25 protein-coding genes and 1 riboswitch are annotated in these 21,598 nt (G+C 38.3%); of the genes, 19 read left to right on the plus strand and 6 right to left on the minus strand.

Features of this window, described 5'->3' with window-relative positions:
* Positions 1 to 3 precede the first annotated feature (3 nt).
* The gene (locus ACFX4E_RS15540; RefSeq protein ID WP_028408817.1) at positions 4 to 846 is read right to left on the minus strand and encodes a sulfurtransferase; all 843 of its coding nucleotides are present in this window, start codon (positions 844 to 846) and stop codon (positions 4 to 6) included.
* 245 nt (positions 847 to 1,091) lie between these two features.
* Here ACFX4E_RS15540 and ACFX4E_RS15545 point away from each other — a divergent pair, with 245 nt between their 5' ends.
* Entirely contained in the window at positions 1,092 to 1,841 is a 750-nt protein-coding gene (locus tag ACFX4E_RS15545; protein ID WP_028408816.1) for a Cof-type HAD-IIB family hydrolase, read from the plus strand.
* A gap of 127 nt (positions 1,842 to 1,968) precedes the next feature.
* Positions 1,969 to 2,664 (plus strand): peptidoglycan-binding protein, encoded by a 696-nt coding sequence (locus ACFX4E_RS15550; protein WP_377238028.1) that lies wholly within the window; start codon positions 1,969 to 1,971, stop codon positions 2,662 to 2,664.
* A gap of 123 nt (positions 2,665 to 2,787) precedes the next feature.
* Here the strand turns inward: ACFX4E_RS15550 and ACFX4E_RS15555 are convergent, their stop codons facing one another.
* Positions 2,788 to 2,952 (minus strand): hypothetical protein, encoded by a 165-nt coding sequence (locus ACFX4E_RS15555; RefSeq protein ID WP_013056680.1) that lies wholly within the window; start codon positions 2,950 to 2,952, stop codon positions 2,788 to 2,790.
* 464 nt (positions 2,953 to 3,416) lie between these two features.
* Complete coding sequence (locus ACFX4E_RS15560) at positions 3,417 to 4,148, minus strand: polysaccharide deacetylase family protein (RefSeq protein ID WP_377238027.1); 732 nt, start codon at positions 4,146 to 4,148, stop codon at positions 3,417 to 3,419.
* A 160-nt stretch (positions 4,149 to 4,308) separates the two neighbouring features.
* Here ACFX4E_RS15560 and ACFX4E_RS15565 point away from each other — a divergent pair, with 160 nt between their 5' ends.
* The 5 genes from ACFX4E_RS15565 (at position 4,309) to ACFX4E_RS15585 (ending at position 6,645) form a co-directional block, all read left to right on the plus strand.
* Entirely contained in the window at positions 4,309 to 4,719 is a 411-nt protein-coding gene (locus tag ACFX4E_RS15565; protein WP_028408813.1) for a hypothetical protein, read from the plus strand.
* An 84-nt stretch (positions 4,720 to 4,803) separates the two neighbouring features.
* Positions 4,804 to 4,992: a hypothetical protein gene (locus tag ACFX4E_RS15570; RefSeq protein ID WP_014460480.1), complete on the plus strand. Its 189-nt coding sequence runs from the start codon at positions 4,804 to 4,806 to the stop codon at positions 4,990 to 4,992.
* 636 nt (positions 4,993 to 5,628) lie between these two features.
* Positions 5,629 to 5,829 (plus strand): hypothetical protein, encoded by a 201-nt coding sequence (locus tag ACFX4E_RS15575; RefSeq protein WP_225049698.1) that lies wholly within the window; start codon positions 5,629 to 5,631, stop codon positions 5,827 to 5,829.
* 21 nt (positions 5,830 to 5,850) lie between these two features.
* On the plus strand, positions 5,851 to 6,102 hold the full coding sequence (locus tag ACFX4E_RS15580) for a hypothetical protein (RefSeq protein ID WP_034275938.1): 252 nt from the start codon (positions 5,851 to 5,853) through the stop codon (positions 6,100 to 6,102).
* Between the two features lie 345 nt (positions 6,103 to 6,447).
* On the plus strand, positions 6,448 to 6,645 hold the full coding sequence (locus ACFX4E_RS15585) for a hypothetical protein (RefSeq protein WP_028408811.1): 198 nt from the start codon (positions 6,448 to 6,450) through the stop codon (positions 6,643 to 6,645).
* Positions 6,646 to 6,655: 10 nt separating this feature from the next.
* Here the strand turns inward: ACFX4E_RS15585 and ACFX4E_RS15590 are convergent, their stop codons facing one another.
* Positions 6,656 to 6,901 carry a hypothetical protein gene (locus ACFX4E_RS15590; protein WP_377238026.1) on the minus strand — a complete coding sequence of 82 codons (246 nt, stop codon included), beginning with the start codon at positions 6,899 to 6,901 and terminating at the stop codon, positions 6,656 to 6,658.
* Between the two features lie 103 nt (positions 6,902 to 7,004).
* Between ACFX4E_RS15590 and ACFX4E_RS15595 the strand changes: the two genes are divergently transcribed.
* A complete protein-coding gene (locus tag ACFX4E_RS15595; protein WP_377238025.1) occupies positions 7,005 to 7,733 on the plus strand; it encodes a hypothetical protein in 729 nt (242 codons plus the stop codon).
* A gap of 214 nt (positions 7,734 to 7,947) precedes the next feature.
* On the opposite strand, the gene metA is transcribed toward ACFX4E_RS15595, so the two are convergent.
* The gene (metA, locus tag ACFX4E_RS15600; RefSeq protein ID WP_028408808.1) at positions 7,948 to 8,859 is read right to left on the minus strand and encodes a homoserine O-acetyltransferase MetA; all 912 of its coding nucleotides are present in this window, start codon (positions 8,857 to 8,859) and stop codon (positions 7,948 to 7,950) included.
* Between the two features lie 352 nt (positions 8,860 to 9,211).
* Here metA and ACFX4E_RS15605 point away from each other — a divergent pair, with 352 nt between their 5' ends.
* The 6 genes from ACFX4E_RS15605 to ACFX4E_RS15630 all read left to right on the plus strand — a co-directional run bounded on the left by ACFX4E_RS15605 (position 9,212) and on the right by ACFX4E_RS15630 (position 16,080).
* Positions 9,212 to 10,900, plus strand: a complete 1,689-nt coding sequence (locus tag ACFX4E_RS15605) for a formate--tetrahydrofolate ligase (protein ID WP_377238024.1) — start codon at positions 9,212 to 9,214, stop codon at positions 10,898 to 10,900.
* 278 nt (positions 10,901 to 11,178) lie between these two features.
* Positions 11,179 to 11,697, plus strand: a complete 519-nt coding sequence (locus tag ACFX4E_RS15610; RefSeq protein WP_028408806.1) for a hypothetical protein — start codon at positions 11,179 to 11,181, stop codon at positions 11,695 to 11,697.
* Between the two features lie 61 nt (positions 11,698 to 11,758).
* Positions 11,759 to 12,235 carry a glutathione peroxidase gene (locus ACFX4E_RS15615; RefSeq protein ID WP_025752029.1) on the plus strand — a complete coding sequence of 159 codons (477 nt, stop codon included), beginning with the start codon at positions 11,759 to 11,761 and terminating at the stop codon, positions 12,233 to 12,235.
* 124 nt (positions 12,236 to 12,359) lie between these two features.
* Entirely contained in the window at positions 12,360 to 13,013 is a 654-nt protein-coding gene (locus tag ACFX4E_RS15620; protein ID WP_377258686.1) for an HD domain-containing protein, read from the plus strand.
* Positions 12,994 to 14,892, plus strand: coding sequence for an ABC-F family ATP-binding cassette domain-containing protein (locus tag ACFX4E_RS15625; RefSeq protein ID WP_098249904.1), 1,899 nt, complete (start codon positions 12,994 to 12,996; stop codon positions 14,890 to 14,892). The genes ACFX4E_RS15620 and ACFX4E_RS15625 overlap by 20 nt, the downstream gene beginning before the upstream one ends.
* A gap of 63 nt (positions 14,893 to 14,955) precedes the next feature.
* Positions 14,956 to 16,080 (plus strand): conserved virulence factor C family protein, encoded by a 1,125-nt coding sequence (locus ACFX4E_RS15630; RefSeq protein WP_377258683.1) that lies wholly within the window; start codon positions 14,956 to 14,958, stop codon positions 16,078 to 16,080.
* A 30-nt stretch (positions 16,081 to 16,110) separates the two neighbouring features.
* On the opposite strand, the gene ACFX4E_RS15635 is transcribed toward ACFX4E_RS15630, so the two are convergent.
* Entirely contained in the window at positions 16,111 to 16,995 is an 885-nt protein-coding gene (locus tag ACFX4E_RS15635; protein ID WP_098333307.1) for a polysaccharide deacetylase family protein, read from the minus strand.
* A 241-nt stretch (positions 16,996 to 17,236) separates the two neighbouring features.
* Here ACFX4E_RS15635 and ACFX4E_RS15640 point away from each other — a divergent pair, with 241 nt between their 5' ends.
* From ACFX4E_RS15640 to ACFX4E_RS15660, 5 genes are all read left to right on the plus strand, one after another.
* Positions 17,237 to 17,674 (plus strand): BrxA/BrxB family bacilliredoxin, encoded by a 438-nt coding sequence (locus ACFX4E_RS15640; protein WP_013056693.1) that lies wholly within the window; start codon positions 17,237 to 17,239, stop codon positions 17,672 to 17,674.
* Between the two features lie 134 nt (positions 17,675 to 17,808).
* Positions 17,809 to 18,585, plus strand: coding sequence for a class I SAM-dependent methyltransferase (locus ACFX4E_RS15645; protein ID WP_377258734.1), 777 nt, complete (start codon positions 17,809 to 17,811; stop codon positions 18,583 to 18,585).
* A gap of 383 nt (positions 18,586 to 18,968) precedes the next feature.
* Entirely contained in the window at positions 18,969 to 19,571 is a 603-nt protein-coding gene (locus tag ACFX4E_RS15650) for a YpjP family protein (RefSeq protein WP_028408800.1), read from the plus strand.
* Between the two features lie 188 nt (positions 19,572 to 19,759).
* The gene (locus tag ACFX4E_RS15655; protein WP_013056696.1) at positions 19,760 to 20,074 is read left to right on the plus strand and encodes a thioredoxin family protein; all 315 of its coding nucleotides are present in this window, start codon (positions 19,760 to 19,762) and stop codon (positions 20,072 to 20,074) included.
* A gap of 90 nt (positions 20,075 to 20,164) precedes the next feature.
* A riboswitch (cobalamin riboswitch) is annotated at positions 20,165 to 20,297 on the plus strand.
* Between the two features lie 258 nt (positions 20,298 to 20,555).
* The gene (locus ACFX4E_RS15660; RefSeq protein WP_028408799.1) at positions 20,556 to 21,515 is read left to right on the plus strand and encodes an ABC transporter substrate-binding protein; all 960 of its coding nucleotides are present in this window, start codon (positions 20,556 to 20,558) and stop codon (positions 21,513 to 21,515) included.
* The last annotated feature ends 83 nt before the right edge of the window (positions 21,516 to 21,598 follow it).

The raw sequence follows: 21,598 nt of genomic DNA on the forward strand, positions 1-21,598 counted from the left end.
TGTCTATCTGTTTTTCTCGATTGGATTGTCACGATAGCTAATCCAATCGCTCCAGCTGCCGGCATATAATTTTACATTTGGAAAACCTGCTGATTTTAAAGCTAAAACGTTAGGGCAAGCAGATACACCCGATCCGCAGTATACAATGATTTCAGCGTGAGAATCAATAGCTGAAAACATTTCCTTCCACTCTTTATCTGTTTTCCATAAACCTTCTGAAGTTAACACATCTTGCCAGAAAGAATGAATGGCGCCTGGGATATGTCCTGCTACAGGATCAATGGGTTCCTCTAAGCCGAGATATCTCTTTTTTTCACGAGAGTCGATAAGAACAACATTAGGGTTATGAAGATTCTCTTTTACGTATTCAACTCCTGCAAGTCCCCAATCTTGTTGCACGAAAGGTACAAACGTTTGAGGAGAACCTTCTGGTACGTTCTTCGTTGTTTCATATCCCGATTGCTTCCAGTTATTAAAACCTCCATTTAAAATTTGTACGTCTTCAATTCCTATATATCGCAGTAGCCACCATGCTCTTGAAGCCATCATTCCGTTTTGTTCATCATAAACGACGACTTTTGAATCAGCATTAATTCCTAAATTGCCCAGCTTCTGAGCTAGCTTTTGAACGTCAGGCAGCGGGTGTCTTCCTCCGTGCAAAGTAGCCACAGAAGACAGATCTTTTTCTAAATCCAAATAATGAGCATCCGGGAGGTGCTCATTTTGATAAGCGCTTGCGCCTGCCTCAGAATTCCCAAGGGTAAATCGGCAGTCAAGCAACACAATGGAGTGTTGGGGTTGCTGTAATGCAGTATGTAAGTCAGCTGGTGAAATAATAGTATTCATAACATTCACATCCTTTTACCAAAATTCTAGTTGAAATAACTAAAAATGAAAAGCGTTATATGTAAATTACGGCAAAGCCATTTTGTTTTCCTTCAATTATTCCCCATAGAATAATTGACCATTTTAACGCTTATCTGATGCAGAGCGAAATGCTCCTGTGCTACAGTTATAATAAGAGTTACATAGTGTAAGTCAAATGCTCAGCGTAATGTCATACCTACTATTGATGAGAAGGAGAGAGAAAGATGCAAACAAATGAAAAAAAAGAATTTAAACTGATCGCACTAGATATGGATGGAACGCTGCTGAACAATCAGCAAGAAATTTCTACAGAAAATCGTCAGGCCATTGCTAAAGCCCAAGAACAAGGTGTTCATGTGGTGCTCAGCACGGGGCGATCTCTTTTAACATGCCGTGAATATGCGCAGTCTCTACAGCTATCTTCTTACCTTATTACAGTGAACGGAAGTGAAATTTGGGATGAATCTGGAGAGCTTGTAGAACGAAAGTTAATTGATGCTTCTTCCATCGAGAAGATGTGGAATTTAACACAAGAGCATAAGCTTAACTTTTGGGCTGTGACTACGGATAAAGTGTGGAGAGACGAATTTCCAGAAGATATTGCCTCACAGGAATGGCTGAAGTTTGGCTACGATATTCCAGATGATGCTTTACGAGAAGAAGTGCTGAAACAAATAGCAGGCATTTCAGATTTTGAAATTAGCAACTCTAGTTTAACGAATCTAGAAATTAATGCACTTGGTATCAATAAAGCAAAAGGGATTATGACCGTATGTGAACGTTTGGGCATTTCAATGGATGAAGTCATTGCTATGGGAGACAGCTTAAACGATATGGCTATGATTGAAGCGGCAGGATGTGGAATTGCCATGGGAAATGCTCAGGAAGCTGTAAAAGAAGCAGCGGACTGGGTGACAGATACAAATGTCAATAACGGAGTAGCGAAGGCTATCAGCCACTGGGTGCTGAAATAACAGCAGCTCTACATGTTGCACCACTTAACTTAACTGCTTCCCGCATAAACTGATACTGGATGCCTCCCTTAGAGTTCGTCTTATACGTATATATAAGGAGAAGCCATCTAGTTAAGGAGTGGGGAGTATGAGTGATTTATCATTAGACAAGCTGTTACAAAAAGCAGAAAATAAGTTGCAAGATGTACATGAAATAGTGCAAGAAAAAGCGTACGATCTCATTGGGCAAGCATATAAAGAAAGCATATTTGTTAGTATCACTGAAGGATTTAGATCGATAGAGCATCAGCACAGACTATATTCACAAGGCCGAACAACACCAGGAAGTATTGTGACTAATGCCAAAGGCGGCTATTCTTATCATAACTATGGACTAGCTTTTGACATTGCGCTGCTTGATAACGACGGAAAAGTTGACTGGACCATTGATCGAAGATGGAACAAAGCGGGAGAGATAGGAAAAAGAATTGGGTTGGAATGGGGAGGAGATTGGACAAGCTTAAAAGATTACCCTCATTTTCAATATACATTCGGTTTATCTTTGTCGGAGCTTCGAAGTGGAAAAGTACCTAAAACACAGACGCCAAAGGCTTCAAGCATGTTAATTAAATACGGAGATCGAGGAAATCACGTACAGTTAATTCAGCGTATGCTTATTCACTTAGGTTATTCTCTTTTTGGAGGCGCAGACGGTATATTCGGGTCTTCCACTTTCAAAGCGGTAAAAGATTTTCAACAAGCACTTTATTTGCAGGTAGATGGAATAGTTGGATCGAAGACACTCGAAAAACTCTACAATAATTTTAATAAAACTATGTTCTAAATAACCATAAAAAACCGATAACGAGAAAAGGAAGAAAAGAGATGGATGGAAATCGTCTCCTTTCTTCCTTTTCTGTAGTTATAGTAGAAAAACTGAAATTTATAAAGAAATAAAAAAGATTTTCTAAGCGTAAGAAACGTTCACGTGATCTAACTGGATAACATTGCTCAACAACACGATATCTTTATATATTTCACTTTTTACAGAGGCGTTTGAACAGTTTTGATAGTCTTTCAACAAGCGGCCAAGTTCTTTAATAAATAACAACGTCTCTTGTTCATTAATCATAGTCAAAACTCCTTGTTTAGAAATGAATCCAGGTCATTATATAGGAATTCTATCATATCTATACGCACCTGTTGACAAAAAAAGTTCGTCATTTTTTTTGTGTGAAGAAGAAATTTAGGGATATGTGGAATACGTTCGACTCTCTCATTTTATCTATATGCAGCTTGTCTAAAAATATGAGAGTAGTTATAGTAATATTTACTCCTAATCATGCAACTTAAAACCTATTTTAGAGGTTATCCGTAAATTCCCTCTATTGTAGAGCGATGGAACAAAAAAAGAATGCCTCTTTTTGTATCTTTAGTATGATAACGTTTTGAAGAAATAAGACATATTTTTGAGTTTTAAGATGGATTTGAATTAGATCTTTTGACACGCTCTTTTTGTAGGAGAGGCATATTTACTTTCTATCAATGGAAATCGTAAAGCGCCAAAGAGTTTCTAAATCAGAAACTCTTTGGCGCTTAATTTTTTGGATAGGGGATGTGCAAAAGTTCTGGGACGGTCACAAAATGATATCCTTCTTGCTTAAGTCTAGGAATGATGGTATCCAGTGACTTTGCGGTGTTGGAAAGGTCCATGGTCCAATGGCCGCCGTCGTGCATCAAAACAATTGTTCCGGCGTGCATGTTCTTAAATACATTATTGGTAATTTCCGTTTCCGGGATTTGCTTCCAGTCCAATGAGTCAGAAGACCAGTTAATCGCATAGACATTTTCATTTGGCAGCTCGTTGATCATTTCTTGTGTTAAATTTCCATACGGAGGACGAAACAGCTGCGTTTCAAAACCGGTAATGTTTTTAATAATAGCCTGAGTTTTGGCAATTTCCCAGTGAAACTTTTCAGTAGATTCTTTTAGTAAATTGGGGTGCCAATAGGTATGAATCCCAATGGCATGACCTTCAGCTACCATTCTTTTCACCAGCTCAGGATGTTCGTGAGCTTTTGCCCCGATAAGAAAAAAGGTTGCTTTAATACCATGCTTTTTCAACTGATCCAATACATGTGGAGTAAAGCGAGGATCCGGTCCATCATCAAATGTTAGGGCGGTTTGCTTTAGTTGGTTATTACCTTGATAAAGCAAACGGTCACGCAATTCTACATTTTTTACTTGTTCCGCTTTACATAGTGCAGGAAGGGGTCCATTAAATAAGAAGCACAGTGTGAAAAGCAGTATGCTAATTCTTCGTATCATGTACATGCACGCTCCTTTCTAGGGCAAAGTATAACGTTATGATACCCGATTAAAAATTTTGTATGAAGCTGAATTTCCCTTTTGTGTCAAAACGTATGATATGCATGAAACAGCGCACTATAATAAACAGTTACTATTAGGTGAAGAAAGGAAAAAGCAGATGAAAAAAATAATGATTGCCGTAGCATTGATTTTTTCGCTAAGTTTATCTCCCTTAGCTGAATATATTTCCTATCACGATGACTATAACGTGAGTGCAAGGTCGTACCGGTCAGGGAAGCGGTCGTTTAATAGACAGCCAAGCGTTAGACAAAATGAGCCGAGGTCTAATTTTTCAAACCGCAGAAATGGAACTGTAAATCGAGGGGTTACCCGTTCAAAACGAGGAGGGTTCGCTCGTGGACTGCTTTATGGCGGTCTGGCAGGGATGTTATTTGGCGGTTTGCTTGGTCATATGGGTGCACTGGGCGGGATTTTTGGGTTGTTAATTAACATTTTAGCTATTGTGCTTATAATTAATTTAATTCTGCGTTTATTCCGCCCTTCTCGTCGCGACAATAATTGGAGGTAGACCGTAATTGCTGTCATAAACTAATAAGAAAGCTCCATATAAATAAGAAAACGCTTTCTATAGTTAATCGAAAGGATGAAACGTATGTCAGCAAACAGACAGCGCAGCAAATACTTGGCGTTTTGCACAGAATGCGGTCTCCCAAACAGGTTAACATTGTTTCTTCTAAGACAGTACGTTGCGACAGACGAATATAGCGGATTTTATTGTGGGAATTGCGGAATTCGAAACGAATTTCCAGATTCGGTGATTGAATATATTAAAGAACTTTAAAAAAGCTGGGACAAAAAAATCCGAACGCGTTTGATTCTTGATGGAGAATCAAACGCGTTCGGATTTTTTCATTGGTAGGGTGAACGTAGGCTGTATGTAGGTGCTTCTAGCTGTTGATTGAAGGGTAGGGTGAAGACTTCTGGGGGAAAAGCGGAAGAGGTGAGACCCTGCAGGAGCAGCAGCGGCGAGGAGGCTCATCGGCCGCCCGCGGAAAGCAACGTCTTGTACGGAAATCAACAGTGGTGAAACAAGCGATCCATACTAGACCATTTATCTCGTTTGTTTGTAGATCGATTTTGTTATGTCTAAATCCCTTTATTTATTTGATAAAACTATGTTCTAAATGCAAATTAAAAAGAAAAACATAGCTGTGCACAAAGATAACTAAATACTTTTTTTCTTAAGGATAATCAATAAATTCCTCCCTTCAGGCTTGCTGATTAAGGGCAGTGTAAAACGATTTGTAAGAAGAGTAAGTATAATGAATAATTGTAAGACCTAACTAACATTTTTGATTGCAGAAAATCGATTGAACCATACTTTAGAAGGAAGCATATACTACATTAAAATTTTAGAAAACGTAGGAATTGACTAATGCCTGTTTCCGTCATTTTCAACCAAATAAATGTGGTAAGTATGGTTTCCAATTCAGTAATTGCTTCGGGTCAAAATAGCCAGCCAGATTGGAATTCCCAAGGTAAATTTAACTTAGGAAACGGATTTTCTGTAAATTCAGCTATACTGGGCAGTACGAATATCATTAATGATCAAGATGTTTGTGACATTCCAATTACCCAGCCGGAAAATATTAATCCTCAGCCAGTTTCTCAATTCTAGGGAAAAAGAAGATGAAAGAAGTTGAAAAAGTTGATTATAAAATTTACTAATCTTAATGTTACGTATATTTCTACTAATTCTGGTATTTTCACAGGGGAAAATACTCAATCAGATTGGCAAGTAAATTGGAAAAGTAATACAGGGTTTGGTGAAATAATCGGCTATAATAACTTTGCCTCTCAAATTGTAAATATCATTAACGATAATGACGTCGTTGATTCCTATTTTTCTGAAAATATAGATGTCAACAACGCCCCTGTTACACAAAGTTAAATGAGGAAAAACGGGTTCTGCAAATACCCGTTTAAGCACTCTATTAATTATTCTGTCAGAGTGGCGAGAATAGATTAGTAATAGAGTTAAACCATCTTTTATACAGATGGTTTTTTGCTAGCTTATTTTAGGATGTAATCGCAGCTATTAACATAGACTAAAAGGTAATGACAGGAATACTTTTATCGTAAATGGAGTAAGTATCATAGAAAAGACGTAAAAGCTCAAATGATTAAAGAGACGTTCAATTTGAGGTAAACAGATAAGAGTTTAGATATAAGATAATGTATTTTCAGTTTTATATTGAATGTGATGAAGCAAACTTCTGTCTGTGAGGTGTTGTCTATGGCTAATATTCACTATCATTCGATTAAAGTAAATAAAATTCAAAATAGTTCAGGCCTATTTTACGGCGTTAATATTCAATATAAGTGGAATCATAAAAGTCGAATTTCTGATGGTTTCGGAAAAGTAGTTGGTGATTCTAATAAAATTTTAAATAATACTACAATTGCAAAAATCCCTAAAAAGAATGATGAATAAAAACGTAGAGTCACCCCTCCTTTCTGACCTGTTCAAAAGAATCATTTATATCATCTTCACCAAGAACAAGATGTGTGTTATAGGATAGCTGATTATCATCTCCCAAAATTGTTCCAAAACCTGAATTACTGCTGCTGATCGTAGTTTCCCAATTTTGTTGCACATTCTTCCCTATAAAAACTCCTGCGTTGTTTTTAACTGTATTTACGGTGAGATCATCAAAAACGATCTGAGGAGAACGAAGATGTATTTTCATAATTCCTCCCGATACATATGAGACATTAATAGAAGTCATCTAATACACTATTATATGTTGTAGATGGGCTAAAAGTGTTAAATCAAATAAGGGGTCAAACTCTATGGATGAAAAGGTGCTGAATATACTCCAAAACATTGAAAAAAGGCTTACAGATTTAGAAAAAAACATGAATGAACTTTCAAAAAAAACGGTCCATTCTTTTCATTTAGATATAAAGAACGTTCAAACACTAAACTTGGACGAACTGTCTTATTATTTAGAGCACATTGATGTAAAAGAACTTAGTGGAACTTTGAATATTGGTAATACTTTTCCTTCGCAAACGAATCAATATCAAGCGCCAGGAAAGAAAGGTAAAAAAATAACAAATGACTCTGATGTCAATCGAAAATCGGGTAGTCAGAATAATAAAGCAAAAAATAAAGAAAAGGGTCCTTCTGAAATATCAGTTAAAATTAATGAAAGAAGTGTCCCTTATACACTAACCCATATGAAAGAAATGAGGGAGCCTGATCAAGCTCTAGAATCAACTTTTAGCATAGGTGACATCCACATTGGCACAATTGAAGATGCTTCAGCTGTGAATTTTGGTAATAACTTTCCGACAAACTTCAGAAGTCATAAAAAAGTGAGTCAAGGATTTGGCAATATTTTAGGCAATCAAAATGACATTCATGACATCTTATCCTCTTTGGAAGAAAAAGATATATCAGAAGTATACAATGAAAGCCAAGACGGTAAGCCACCCCAGTGGCTGGACACAATGGTAGAAGAACAAACGAAGGAAATGGATGAAACAAAACTAAATGAAGATGAAAAGGGAGAATGAGCAATAGTATGTGAGTGTTGGATCTCAAAAGCCGTGTTGTTGATGCTGAATTTCTGAAAGAAAGCTTTAATTGCGGAATGAAGAAGAATTAGTAATAGAAAACCTGCTGCCCTAAACGAGCAGCAGGTTTTCTATTTTATTTCTCATTTGCTGCAGTTTTAACACAAAAAAGAGCATGCGTAATTTAATTGAATACTGGGACAGATCGGTTCTTTCATTCCCACAGATAAGGAGTCTCTTGGTAAACATAATAGTTCAACCAATTCATAAACAGCAGGTTGGCATGAGAACGCCATGTTTTTAAAGGATTTTTGTCAGGATCATTGTTTGGGAAATAGTGTTCCGGAAGCTTTGGTTCTAGCCCTTTTTCTGTATCTCGAAGAAATTCTTCTTGCAGTGTTTGAACGTCGTATTCTGGGTGTCCTGTAATGAAAACAAACTTTTCATCTTTAGACATCGCCATATAAACACCAGCTTCTTCAGAGTAGGAAAGAAGCTCAAGGTCAGGATGGTTTTTTACTTCATTCATGTCGACGTCGGTGTGACGAGAATGAGGAGAATAAAAGACATCATCAAATCCTCGCAGCAGCTTAATCGGTTCTTCACTCGATACAACATGCGTAAATACACCCGTGCATTTATCAGAAAGAGGTCGCTTGTCAATGCCAAAGTGATGATAAAGTCCAGCTTGAGCTCCCCAACAGATATGAAGGGTAGAAGTCACATTTGTTTTACACCAATCCATAATTTCTTGAAGTTCTTTCCAGTAGTTTACTTCTTCAAATGGTATATGTTCTACAGGTGCTCCTGTAATAATCATTCCGTCATATTTTCGTTCTTTAATTTGTTCAAACGTTTTATAAAACTGATCTAGGTGATTTTTACTCGTTGTTTTGGCTTTATGACTTGCTGTGTAAAGAAGTGTAATATGCACTTGCAGCGGCGAGTTCCCGAGTAAACGTAATAATTGCGTTTCAGCTTTTTCTTTTTCCGGCATTAAGTTTAGGATAACAATATTAAGCGGGCGAATTTCTTGGTTAACCGCGCGTACGTCGTCCATAATGAAAATTCTCTCTTTTTCTAAAATTTCTTTTGCCGGAAGATCACGTGGAATATTAATAGGCAATAAAATTCCTCCTATTCGATTTCGAAGTAATGACGCGTATAAATGTTCTTTCTCACGTGAAAATGAGGTTCAACATTTATGTACAATATACTATTATAGGAATATACAGAATATTAAGCAATTGAATTTTGAAAAAAAAGAGCATTAATATGCGTAATGGCTAAAATGAAATGGTACAATAAGGTTAAACTGGAGCGTCGCTATGCTTTTTTTTGCTTGACTGAAACTCAGTAAAATTTACAGCGCAGTCGTTCCTGTATTCATTAAACTTCATATCTCCCCCAGAAAATGGATTTTATCCTTTTTTGATGAAGTGTTTGAAAAGAATTCTCAGCAGAAAAGGGGTTTTTATATGACAACTAAGAAGCAAATAAAAAGTGATTTGCAAATTGCACAAGAGGCAACCATTAAACCGATTAAAGAGATTGCCGAGCAGCTGGATATTTTAGAGGCCGAGCTAGAGCCGTACGGACATTATAAAGCCAAGCTTTCTTTGTCCGTTATGGAACGTTTACACACAAAACAAGATGGAAAAGTGATTTTAGTTACAGCTATTAATCCAACTCCAGCAGGAGAAGGGAAGTCGACAGTGACAGTCGGCTTAGCTCAGGCATTACATAGATTAGGTAAAAAAGCGATTGTCGCCATGCGTGAACCATCTCTTGGTCCGGTAATGGGAATTAAAGGAGGTGCCGCTGGCGGCGGTTATGCTCAAGTGCTTCCAATGGAGGATATTAACTTACACTTTACTGGAGACCTGCATGCCATCACAACAGCTAACAACGCGCTGGCGGCTATTTTAGATAACCATATACATCAAGGCAATGAATTGCGTATTGATACACGTAAAATCACGTGGAAACGAGTGGTTGATTTGAACGACCGCGCGCTGCGTCAGGTCGTCATTGGATTAGGTGGTCCGATGCAGGGTGTTCCTCGAGAAGATGGATTTGATATTACGGTGGCATCAGAAATTATGGCTATTTTCTGCTTAGCGTCAGATTTACAAGACTTGAAGCGTCGCTTAGCGTCTATTGTGGTAGCTTATAATATGGACAATGAGCCTGTAACGGTTGCAGACTTAGGTGCACAAGGAGCGCTTACTCTTCTTTTAAAAGATGCGATTAAACCAAACCTTGTACAGACGTTGGAACATACTCCAGCCCTCATTCACGGAGGTCCTTTTGCTAATATTGCCCACGGCTGCAATAGCGTCATTGCCACAAAAATGGCTGCAAAACTAGGCGACTATGTAGTAACAGAAGCGGGATTCGGGGCAGATTTGGGGGCGGAAAAATTCCTCAATATCAAAGCTCGTATGGCAGATATTAAACCAGAAACGGTGGTAATCGTTGCAACAATTCGCGCTTTGAAAATGCATGGGGGCGTTCCTAAAGAGCGTTTAAATGAAGAAAACATTGAGGCTTTAGAAGCGGGAATTGAAAATCTGGAAAAGCATATTGAAACGATTCAGGCATTCGGCGTTCCTTACGTTGTAGCCGTGAACCGTTTTGTGACGGACTCAAAAGGTGAAGTAGAAGCGCTTATGAATTGGTGTGCTTCAAAGAATGTTCCCGTTGCTTTAACAGAAGTATGGGAAAAAGGCGGAGAAGGCGGCGTCATGCTTGCTGAAAAAATTCTTGAAGTCATGAACGAGACAGAAAGTCAGTTTTCTCCTCTTTACGATGTGTCGGCTTCGATTCCAGAAAAAGTAGAAGCTATTGCTAGAACTGTATACGGAGCACAAGCCGTAGATTTTGCTCCAAAAGCGTTAAAGCAAATACAGCAATTTGAAGCAAACGGTTGGGATCATCTGCCGATCTGTATGGCCAAAACGCAGTATTCGTTAAGTGATGATCAGACGAAGCTTGGGCGACCAACTGATTTTAAGATTACGGTAAGGGAATTCCGTCCTTCACTCGGAGCTGGGTTTCTCGTGGCGCTAACAGGTTCAATTATGACAATGCCTGGCCTTCCAAAAAAACCTGCTGCGCTCAATATGGATATTGACGAGAATGGACATGCACTAGGGATTTTTTAAGAGAAGAGGCTGGGGTAAGAGTATTTTAGTTGAAGGAAAATCCGAACGATGAAGCAAGATTCTTGATGAAGAATCAAACTCGTTCGGATTTTTTCATAGCTATGGTAAAAAGAAGTTTCATGGGTGTAGTGGCTTCTAGATGTAAATTGGGTGGACTTAGTTGTGTCTCAATCTCTTTCTTGCAATATAAAACAAAATAACAGGTATGTTATGAATTAATTTGGCAAGAAAGAAGAAGAGCTGACTGTTCGTATTTTATAAAAAAGGAAGTAGTTGAAATGTTTGATCCGATTGTATTTGATAATTTAAAAGTTGTTGTAGAAGGAGAGATCTATGATCTTGACTTATCTGGGCAAGTATCTGTTACGAATCGCGAAGATTTTGTAGACTTAGCTCAGTTTACTCGAACGTACCGTATTTCTTTTCAACAGCATTTTTGCTGTACCGCGTCGCTAACTTTATCAACCGACTTAGACAACATTCATGCCGAATTAACGCCTTCCCGTGTAGAAAAACCAGGGTGTACAGTTTATATTCATTTTCAGCTAAAAAAACAAAAACCGTTTGAAGAAGCTGAGTTTCAAAACATACAGGAAATGTGTGAGCGGATCTGGGGAACAACAAGAGTTGTGAAGCAGCGTATTACTCATGAAATCGGAGGAAGCGAATACGAAAACAATATTGAGGTAACCTTTAACCGATTTATTTACGAAGACCAAGTAGGAGATTTAATCGAGATGATTGATTACATGCTGCAAACGACTGACCAGCTAAAGGTTCTTTACGACAAATCATAAGAGCGTTTCAGTTGTACTTCCGAAATAAAGTGAATTACAATAGGGAAAAGGAGGCGTTTTGATGAGCGTGTATGAATACTCGGCAAAAACAATTAAAGACGAAGACGTATCGCTATCTAACTATCAAGGTGACGTGCTGTTGATTGTGAATACAGCTAGCAAGTGCGGCTTCACCCCTCAATATAAAGATTTGCAGGCGCTGTATGAAGAAGAAAAAGAAAACGGTCTAACGGTTCTAGGTTTTCCTTGCAATCAGTTCGGTGGTCAAGAGCCAGGAAGTTCAAATGATATTGAACAATTTTGCGAGTTAAACTATGGCGTTTCGTTTCCGATGTTTGCAAAAGTAGATGTAAAAGGGGAGCATGCACACCCGTTATTTACATACTTAACAGAACAAGCACCGGGCCTACTAGGTTCCAAAGGGATAAAGTGGAATTTCACAAAGTTTTTAGTGAATCGTCAAGGTGAAGTCGTGAAGAGATACGCACCTCAAACTGCACCAAAAGATATTCAAAAAGATATAAAAGAATTGCTGTAAAAGCAGGTGGATCTCCATCTGTTTTTTATTTTTAAGCAAGGGTTTTCAAACGGTGATCCGCTGTCAGTGAGACGAGCGCTTCACTTTGTGCTAAAATAATGGTGGATATAATTGAGGTGAGCAAATGAATAAAATAGTGGAAACGGAAAAGTGGGTTCAAGCAAAGCTTGCGCATGACACAACGGGTCATGACTGGCAGCATATCGATCGCGTGCGTCGGAATGCAGTGCTTTTATATAAAAAAGAAGGCGGCAATCGGGAAGTTATCGAACTAGCCGCACTTTTACACGATGTTGTAGATGATAAGCTAGTCGAAGATGTTGAAAAGGCGTACGAAGAAGTGTGGGAGTGGCTGAAGAGTCATCAGGTAAAAGAAGAGAACTGCAAGCATATCGTTCACATTTTACAAACGATGTCATTTAAAGGCGGAAACCGTCCGGCTATGGCTACGCTTGAAGGTCAAATTGTTCAAGATGCAGATCGTTTAGATGCGATCGGTGCAATTGGTATCGCACGTACGTTTATGTATGCAGGTGCTAAAGGCACGGCTTTGTATGATGAAAACATTGCTGTACGAAGTGAGATGACGGAAGAAGAATACAGACAGGGGAAATCAACGGCTATTGCACATTTTTATGAAAAGTTATTAAAGCTCACTGCGTTAATGAATACTCAAACAGCACGGTCTCTAGCGCAAGAGCGACATACATATATGAAAGAATTTTTAGTTCAATTTAAGAAAGAGTGGAATTATCATTATGAAAATGCTGACTGTTGAAAACTTAACAAAAACGTATGGAGAAAAAGAGCTGTTTCATCAACTAACATTTACCATTACGGAAAATGAGCGAATCGGCTTAATCGGTGTAAACGGAACAGGGAAATCAACGCTTCTTAAAATTATCGCAGGTTTAGAGCTCGGAGACGAAGGAGATATTGTTCATGCTAAAGACTACAGCGTGACATATTTACCGCAGCATCCGGATTTTGATGAAGACTTAACGGTTCTGGAGCAAGTTTTTAGCGGAGATACGCCTCTTCTTAACTTATTAAAAAACTATGAGCTAGCTCTGTATGCGTTAGAGCAAGACTCTGCAAACGAAAAAAATCAGCAAACATTGTATGATTTACAGCAGAAAATGGATGCGATGAACGCGTGGGAAGCCAATTCTAACGCACAGTCAATTTTGACGAAGCTTGGAATTTCAAATATGAGTGCAAAAATTGGTGAGCTTTCAGGTGGACAGAAAAAGCGCGTCTCCATTGCGCAAAGCCTAATTCAAACACCTGATTTACTGATCTTAGATGAGCCGACTAACCACTTAGATTATGAGACCGTTAAATGGCTCGAAGAATATTTATCCAAATATCAAGGAGCCGTGCTGCTTGTTACTCATGATCGCTATTTCTTGGATGCTGTTACAAACCGGATTTTTGAATTAGACGGTGGAAATTTATATAGCTATAAAGGAAACTATGCTGCTTTTCTAGAAGGAAAAGCGATTCGAGAAGAGCAGGAAAAAGCAACTCAAGCAAAATTAAGCAACTTATACCGCAATGAATTGGCTTGGATTCGCAGAGGAGCAAAAGCGCGTACGACTAAGCAAAAAGCGCGTATTCAGCGATTTGATGAATTAGAAGGGAAAATCGATTCCTCTGAAAAAGAATCACTGGATTTAAGTTTAGCAGGCAGTCGCCTTGGGAAAAAAGTGTTTGAATTAAAAGATGTGTCTAAGACGTATGAAAATAAAATTATTCTTTCAGATTTTACGCACATCGTAAAAAAACAAGATCGAATTGGAATTGTCGGGAAAAATGGAAGCGGAAAGTCTACCCTGTTGAATATGATTGCAGGACGCATTGAGCCGGACAGCGGTGAAATTGACAGAGGACAAACGGTTAAAGTTGCTTACTATACCCAAGAAAGCGATGATATGGACTTGAATCAACGCATGCTTGATTATATTAAAGAATCGGCAGAAGTTGTGCATACGACGGATGGGAAGATGATCTCTGCGTCGCAAATGCTTGAGAGATTTCTATTTCCTTCACATACGCACGGAACACCGATTCAAAAATTGTCCGGGGGAGAGCGCCGTCGTTTATACTTATTGAAATTATTAATGACATCGCCAAATGTTTTGCTTCTAGATGAGCCGACTAATGATTTGGATACTCAAACGCTAACGGTGCTTGAAGACTACCTCGAAGAATTTCCAGGTGTTGTTATCACTGTATCGCATGATCGCTATTTCTTGGATAAAGTAGCAGATTACTTACTAGTTTTTGAAGGAGAAGGAAACATTTCGATTTATTTTGGCGCTTATACAGATCAATTGGAAGAAGCGATGAAGAAGAAGCAGGCAATGGTTCAGCAGGCTAAAGTGAAAGAAGAAAAGCCAAAACAGCCGGAGAAAACAAAAAAGCGTCGCTTAACGTATAAAGAACAAAAAGAATGGGAAGAAATCGAAGATAATATTGCAGCAAAAGAAGAAGAAATTGACCGCTTAACAAGTGAAATTGAACAGGTGGGCAGCGATTATACAAAAGCGCATAACCTATCGTTAGAACAAGAAAAAGCAAATGAAGAATTAAGTGCACTGCTTGATCGCTGGGCAGAGCTTTCAGAGCTGATTGAAGAAATTGAAAACGCGTAAACAAGTCGTTAGACTGAGTATAAAGCACATGCTACAATTTTAATGAGAGGAGTACGATACGATATGAACATTAAATCAATTGAGCCAACGCCAAGTCCGAATACAATGAAAATTAATTTAGACGAAGTGTTATCAGGCGGAAAAAGCAATAACTATACGGAAAAAAATGCTGAAGCAGCTCCTGAAGTTGTTCAAGACATCTTGAAAGTAGAAGGGGTAAAAGGAGTCTACCACGTAGCGGACTTCTTGGCAGTAGAGCGAAATGCCAAATATGACTGGAAGCAAATTTTGCCGCAAGTTCGTGCAGCGTTTGGTGAAGATTTGCAAAGCAGCAGTGAACAGCACAAAATGAATGAGCATTTTGGTGAGGTCAATGTGTCAATTCAAATGTTCAAAAATGTACCGATGCAAGTCAAGCTAACGGACGGAAATGAAGAAAAGCGATTTGGTCTGCCCGAGCGATTCGCAAAAGCGGTAGCAGAACTTCAACGTTTTTCAGATAATGTGGTATTAGAACGGAAATGGAAAGAACAAGGCGTTCGTTACGGAGAGTTAGCTGCTATCGGAGACGAAGTAGTAGAAGAGTTAGCAGCAGCATATCCGCAAGAAAGATTAACTCGCCTTGTGGCTAATGCACAAGAAGAAAAAGAAGGCGGAAAAGCTGTACAGCCGCGTAAAACCTATAAAGTTACAGAAGAAATGCTAGAAGACAACGATTGGTCAGTGCGCTATGCCCATTTAGAACAAATGGATCCAACAGAAGCTGATTTAGACGTTTTAAATAAAGTGCTTGATGATGAAAAAGCATCTATTCGCCGCTTAGCTACGGTCTACTTAGGAATGATTGAATCAAAAGCGGTACTGCCTTACTTATACAAAGCATTAAAAGATAAATCAGTCACTGTGCGCCGTACTGCTGGAGACTGCATGTCAGATTTAGGTTTTGAAGAAGGTATTCCGGCAATGTGTGAAGCTCTTGGTGATAAAAACAAGCTTGTTCGCTGGCGTGCAGCTATGTATTTATACGAGGTAGGAGACGAGACGGCTCTTCCTGCATTAAAAGCAGCAGAGAATGATAAAGAATTTGAGGTAGATTTACAAATCAAGCTAGCAATTGAACGTATCGAAGGCGGAGAAGAAGCAAAAGGTTCTGTTTGGAAACAAATGACGGAAAGCAGAAAAGCATAAAAAAAGATCATTCATCTGAATGATCTTTTTTTACGACTGTTTTGCAGCGGGAGTTGGAAACTGCATAGGCTGCATGGTGTTATCAATTTTAATAGGCTGATAGCCCGACTGCTTTAAGTAAGTCAAAATAGCAGGAAGGGATTGTGCCGTAAAGGATTTATCATGAAATAAAATGACTGGTGTTCTTCCATTGGAGTTAACCCCTTGAATATGAGGTTCAAGCCCCTGAATAATTCTAGGTGCAGAACGAAGTGCCCAGTCTTCGCTGTCTACATTCCAGTCCCATAATTTAAAGTGGCTTAGTAACTCTGTACGGTGAGGCTCTTTTAAATAGGGAACGCTGCCGTAAGGAACGCGGATTAACTTACTGTCGACACCGGTTACTTTCTTAACGGTCGCTTGACACTCCTGCATTTCTTTTAACGCGGCGCCGTCTTCACTATACATGACATGAATATCATGAGAGACGCCGTGACAGCCGATGGCATGTCCTTCCTGTGCTACTTTTTTAGCAATTTCAGGGTGAACGTCAATTTGATGCTTTAACATAAAGAAAGTTGCTTTTACGTTATATTGACGCAAAGCATCTAAAATATGAAGAGTATCAGGTGTTGGACCATCGTCAAACGTAAGGTAAACAGGCTGTGTAAGAGCTTGATTTTGATCGTTTACCGTATTTCCTACATACATATTATGATGAAGTGTATTAAGCAGCTTCTCAGGCTGTGCTGAAGATGCAGCTTCTTTCAGCGGCAACGCAGTAGATGCTAATACTTGCTGAGATGCAGCGGATTCACTTCCTTTGGCTTCTGTAATAAAAAACAAAGAAGCGACGATCACTAACACTAAAGACAAAAATGCATAAAATCGTTTGTTTGGCTTAAATCGTTTGTTCGGTTTAAATCGCTGGTTCAATTTGAAAATCCTTTCTACTAAACTACTATTTACTACTATAGTACAAAAAATGGAATATTAATAGTAAAAATCGACATTTTTATGGAAAAAAATTAGATGATATGACCCGGTTTTAATCTTTTTTTGTCAAATGGAAAAGGAGAACGGGACAACGATAAGGATTTGAAGAGTGAGTAGCTAGATTTTTCCTGGTTTTTATAGTATGCTTTTAGCGTGAATGATTGTTAGGAGGAATGTTAATATGTCAATGGCATATGAAGAATATATGCGTCAGTTAGTTAAACCAATGCGTCAAGAATTAACTCAAGCTGGTTATGAAGAATTAACAACAGAGGAAGCCGTAGTTGATTTTATGGAAAACGTAGAAGGAACAACTTTTGTTGTCGTTAATTCAGTTTGTGGATGCGCTGCTGGTTTAGCACGTCCTGCAGCAACGCAAGCGTACTTACAGTCTGAGCAAAAACCAGATCAAGTGGTAACTGTTTTTGCTGGCCAAGATAAGGAAGCAACAGCTAAAATGCGTGAATATTTTGGGGACATTGAGCCTTCATCACCGTCTATGGCGCTTTTAAAAGGAAAAGAAGTCGTTCATTTTATTCCTCGACATGAAATTGAAGGTCAGCCGTTAGAAGTTATTTTTGAAAATATTTTAAATGGCTTTAAGCAGCACTGTTCATAAAATGTCCTGCTTTTGTCACATCTAGTATATAGATTTTTAGAGAAAAATCGCATATACTTTATAAGAAAAAGGATGTCTATCGGCATCCTTTTTCTTTATGTAAATAGCCAAACAGTGTAGGGGGAGTTATGAAAGTGATTGTTACGACTGCTGGTCGAACAAATGAACAGATGACTGTAAAAGCCAAACAAGTAGCCGCTGATTTAAGTATACCTTTTGTAGTAAGAGAGAAGAAATCCGTTGCAGATCTTCAAAATCTTCAAGCTGCAGACGTGCTGGTTGTCGGTAAGAATAGAGTAGAATTGCATGTCCAAAATGAAGAGGAACCTATTTTTTTTCATCCAAATTCCGCTATGTTTAGAGTAAAGAGATGGCTGCGAGGAGAACGTGATCCGTTTATTAAAGCTGCTGGTTTAGAAAAAGGAATGAGCGTGCTTGACTGTACACTTGGTCTTGCATCGGATAGTATGATGGCGAGCGCAGCGGTAGGGAAAAGCGGGAAAGTTGTCGGACTAGAAGGCAACCGCTATGTAGCTTATTTAGTCAAACAAGGACTTTTAAATTGGGAAAGTGACGTACAAGAGTTGAACGATGCAATGAAGCGTATAAACGTGGTTCATCAAAATTTTGAATCGTTTTTGGCGTGTTGTGAAGATAATTCTTTTGATGTTGTCTACTTTGATCCTATGTTTCAAGAGCAAATTGATGAATCGAATGGAATTAACGGTATTAAAGCAATAGCACTGTATACTACGCTGACGCCAATGGCTATACAAGAAGCAAAAAGAGTAGCCAAACAAAAGATCGTGCTAAAAGATCATTGGAAAAGCAGTCGTTTTGAAGAACATGGATTTACCGTACAAAAACGAAAAACATCAAAATTTCATTACGGGACAATTGATATACAATAATAAACAAAAAAGTAAAATGAATCCCGATCATTGAAAAGACTTCCAAAACCTTTTAGGAATTAAAAAGTTTTGGAAGTTTTTTTTATGAATTTCATCTAAAGTTCATAAAAGTATGATATATTTTTGAACATAAAAATACTTTTGTGTTTAAGCATCCAGCAAAAAAGGAATATCTTGTATAGGTTTCCGCTCGGTGTGACAACCTCAAATAGAAGAAGGAAGGTGCTAACTAAAAAGTCTTCGAATGCCCGTAGGCAGCATAAATGAATAAGCAAATATAGGTAAAAAATTAATAAGTATGTTACAATACCTAGTGAGTTATAACAATGAATTTTACGATATGAAAAGACCATATGGGAAAAGATGAGAAAGGAAAGATACGAATGCCTAGATGGATAAAAAGAATGCTAATTGTATTTATTACAGTATTTACATTTGGGCTTGTCACTCCACCAGAATATTTATACGTTGATGATGCAAAAGCGGACAAGCAACATAAAGCAGGGTATGTAAGAGAAACAACTCCTGTCACAGCTGTTATAGAAGATATTCATTTGCCATATGAAGAACCAAAATATGAAGACGTTTCATCATTTGTTACGTATGCAATGGAATCAGCTGAAAAACAGTCAGTGGAAAAATTCGGAACAAAAATTGGACCTGTCATTGAAGATGAATTTCGTCTAGCAGTGTTACCTAAAATTGAAGAAGTGCTGACCGACATTGGCACTGAACGTGAACAGTCGATTCAGAATCTCGAGATAAGCGAGCACCCTGCTGCTGGCTACGGTGAAAAGATTTTCCATGTATATGACCGGGAAACCGGTCAGGACTTAATACGATTTCATGTACGGCGTGAAAATCCTCCAAAAGATGGATACTGGTTTAATTTTCACTATCATGCGGCTGCAGATAATTTTCAGAAGCATTATGATTTAGGGAAAATTTATTGGAACCGAAACATGCCGCCTAAATGGTTTAGCTGATAATAGACACAACATTCTGCGATTTCGAAATGTTAGCTTTTTTAAGCTAGCATTTTTTTACGTCTAAAACCGTTATGGTCTAAATAAGCTGAAACATTAGCACAATGATAAAAAAATCGTTTATAATGAAGTCAGACTTCTTACCATAGAATAGGGAGAAGGAACGAATAGATGTTGGAGGTAACATAATGAAACAATTTACGGAAGAAAAACAATTTCGCGAACAAATTAAGAACGAAACACTAAGCGTTGGGATTTTTACGACAACGTGGTGTCCTGATTGCAAACGTTTGGATATGTTCATTGATGAAATCGTTGACGAAAATACAGATAAAGCATGGTTTAAAATTGATAAGGATGAGTTTGAAGAACTTTCTGCTGAAAACAATGTAATGGGTATTCCTTCTCTTCTTGTATATAAAAACGGTGAAAAAATTGCACACTTGCACAGTGCAAATGCTAAAACGCCTGAAGCGGTCCGTGAATTTTTAGCAACTCTTTAATTCCTTAAGCTGCGAGAGCATTCTCGCAGCTTTTTTTGTGAGAATGGCTATTTCCATTTTTCCATGAGTGGGGTATACTAGGACAAGTGAATAATCGTAAAGCAATAAGGTCTCAATTTAAAGATTGAGTGAAAAGGGAAGTCTGGTGAAAAACCAGCGCGGTCCCGCCACTGTAAGCGCTCTGTGCGTAAGTCAGGAGACCTGCCTTATTGTTAGCTGTGAAACCTTCGAGGAAGGGTGAAGCAGGGTAATGAACATACATATCAAGTATAGTGAACGGATTCTTTTCCTGCTTATCTTGACGTTACCTGCTTTGCTTTCAATTGAAAGTAAAGCTTTTTTATTTTGAAGCTACCTGCGAGCAGTATACATAGTCAAAGCGGAAAAACGGGATAGCGCTGCTTTTTGCATGATCATTTGCTTTTTCTTTAACGTGGAGGTTTCGTATTCACAATGAACAATATATAGGGGGAGTATTTAGATGAAAAAATGGCTTTCGTATTCCATTATTGCACTGTTAGTCATCGTACTTGCTGCATGCGGTGCAGGCAACCAAAGCAACAGTGATAAAAAAACGAAGCAAGATACGGAACAAACGTCACAAGCTGCATTTCCAGTGAAGGTAAAAGACGCGCGTGATAAAGAAATCACGTTGAAAAAACAGCCTAAGAAAATTGTTTCCTTAATGCCAAGTAATACGGAGATTGTATATGCCCTTGGCCTTGAAAAAGAATTAGTCGGTGTTACAAGCAACGATGATTATCCTAAAAGCGTAAAGAAAAAAGCGCAGGTAGGAGATATGAACGTTAATGCGGAAAAAGTTATTGCTTTAAATCCTGATTTAGTGCTGGCACACGCTTCAAGTATGGGCGTTTCGGATGAAGTATTTAAACAAATTGAAAGTGCGGGTATTCCGGTATTTGTTGTAAAAGATTCAACAACGTTTGATACGGTTTATGATTCTATTACGCAAATCGGTAAATTAACAGGTAAAACAAAAGAAGCTAATCAAACAATTAAAGACATGAAAGAAAAAGTAGCTTCAATTGAGAAAAAAGCAAAAACGATTTCAAAAGAAGATCGTAAAAAAGTATGGATAGAGGTATCAGGAGCTCCTGAGATTTATACAACAGGAAAAGGTACGTTCATGAACGAAATGCTTACTATGATCGGTGCGGATAACGTAGCAGCTAGTGAAAAGGGTTGGGTTAAGTTTTCTGAAGAGCAAGTTGTTAAGTTAAACCCTGACGTTATTATCGCAACGTATGATGCAGACAAAAATGAGATTATGAAGCGTCCCGCTTGGAGCAGCATGACTGCTGTAAAAGAGGGTAACATCGAGAAGGTTGATCAAAACAAAATCAATCGCTTAGGACCTCGTATTGTAGATGGCTTAGAGGACTTAGCAAAAGCAGTATACCCTGAGGTGTACAATAAATAAGAAGAGGGACCATATTCCAGTTCGAATTGAAAAGGGGATTGGTCCCTTTTCACATCTTAAAATTGAAGAACGGCCTGAGCTTT

The sequence above is a fragment of the Priestia sp. YIM B13491 genome (assembly GCF_042787605.1).
Classification (GTDB): domain Bacteria; phylum Bacillota; class Bacilli; order Bacillales; family Bacillaceae_H; genus Priestia; species Priestia megaterium_E.

Coding starts and splice junctions, on each gene's coding strand:
- ACFX4E_RS15540 (WP_028408817.1), bottom strand. CDS start 846: ATGAATACTATTATTTCACCAGCTGACTTACATACTGCATTACAGCAA.
- ACFX4E_RS15545 (WP_028408816.1), top strand. CDS start 1,092: ATGCAAACAAATGAAAAAAAAGAATTTAAACTGATCGCACTAGATATG.
- ACFX4E_RS15550 (WP_377238028.1), top strand. CDS start 1,969: ATGAGTGATTTATCATTAGACAAGCTGTTACAAAAAGCAGAAAATAAG.
- ACFX4E_RS15555 (WP_013056680.1), bottom strand. CDS start 2,952: ATGATTAATGAACAAGAGACGTTGTTATTTATTAAAGAACTTGGCCGC.
- ACFX4E_RS15560 (WP_377238027.1), bottom strand. CDS start 4,148: ATGATACGAAGAATTAGCATACTGCTTTTCACACTGTGCTTCTTATTT.
- ACFX4E_RS15565 (WP_028408813.1), top strand. CDS start 4,309: ATGAAAAAAATAATGATTGCCGTAGCATTGATTTTTTCGCTAAGTTTA.
- ACFX4E_RS15570 (WP_014460480.1), top strand. CDS start 4,804: ATGTCAGCAAACAGACAGCGCAGCAAATACTTGGCGTTTTGCACAGAA.
- ACFX4E_RS15575 (WP_225049698.1), top strand. CDS start 5,629: ATGGTTTCCAATTCAGTAATTGCTTCGGGTCAAAATAGCCAGCCAGAT.
- ACFX4E_RS15585 (WP_028408811.1), top strand. CDS start 6,448: ATGGCTAATATTCACTATCATTCGATTAAAGTAAATAAAATTCAAAAT.
- ACFX4E_RS15590 (WP_377238026.1), bottom strand. CDS start 6,901: ATGAAAATACATCTTCGTTCTCCTCAGATCGTTTTTGATGATCTCACC.
- ACFX4E_RS15595 (WP_377238025.1), top strand. CDS start 7,005: ATGGATGAAAAGGTGCTGAATATACTCCAAAACATTGAAAAAAGGCTT.
- ACFX4E_RS15605 (WP_377238024.1), top strand. CDS start 9,212: ATGACAACTAAGAAGCAAATAAAAAGTGATTTGCAAATTGCACAAGAG.
- ACFX4E_RS15610 (WP_028408806.1), top strand. CDS start 11,179: ATGTTTGATCCGATTGTATTTGATAATTTAAAAGTTGTTGTAGAAGGA.
- ACFX4E_RS15615 (WP_025752029.1), top strand. CDS start 11,759: ATGAGCGTGTATGAATACTCGGCAAAAACAATTAAAGACGAAGACGTA.
- ACFX4E_RS15620 (WP_377258686.1), top strand. CDS start 12,360: ATGAATAAAATAGTGGAAACGGAAAAGTGGGTTCAAGCAAAGCTTGCG.
- ACFX4E_RS15625 (WP_098249904.1), top strand. CDS start 12,994: ATGAAAATGCTGACTGTTGAAAACTTAACAAAAACGTATGGAGAAAAA.
- ACFX4E_RS15630 (WP_377258683.1), top strand. CDS start 14,956: ATGAACATTAAATCAATTGAGCCAACGCCAAGTCCGAATACAATGAAA.
- ACFX4E_RS15640 (WP_013056693.1), top strand. CDS start 17,237: ATGTCAATGGCATATGAAGAATATATGCGTCAGTTAGTTAAACCAATG.
- ACFX4E_RS15650 (WP_028408800.1), top strand. CDS start 18,969: ATGCCTAGATGGATAAAAAGAATGCTAATTGTATTTATTACAGTATTT.
- ACFX4E_RS15655 (WP_013056696.1), top strand. CDS start 19,760: ATGAAACAATTTACGGAAGAAAAACAATTTCGCGAACAAATTAAGAAC.
- ACFX4E_RS15660 (WP_028408799.1), top strand. CDS start 20,556: ATGAAAAAATGGCTTTCGTATTCCATTATTGCACTGTTAGTCATCGTA.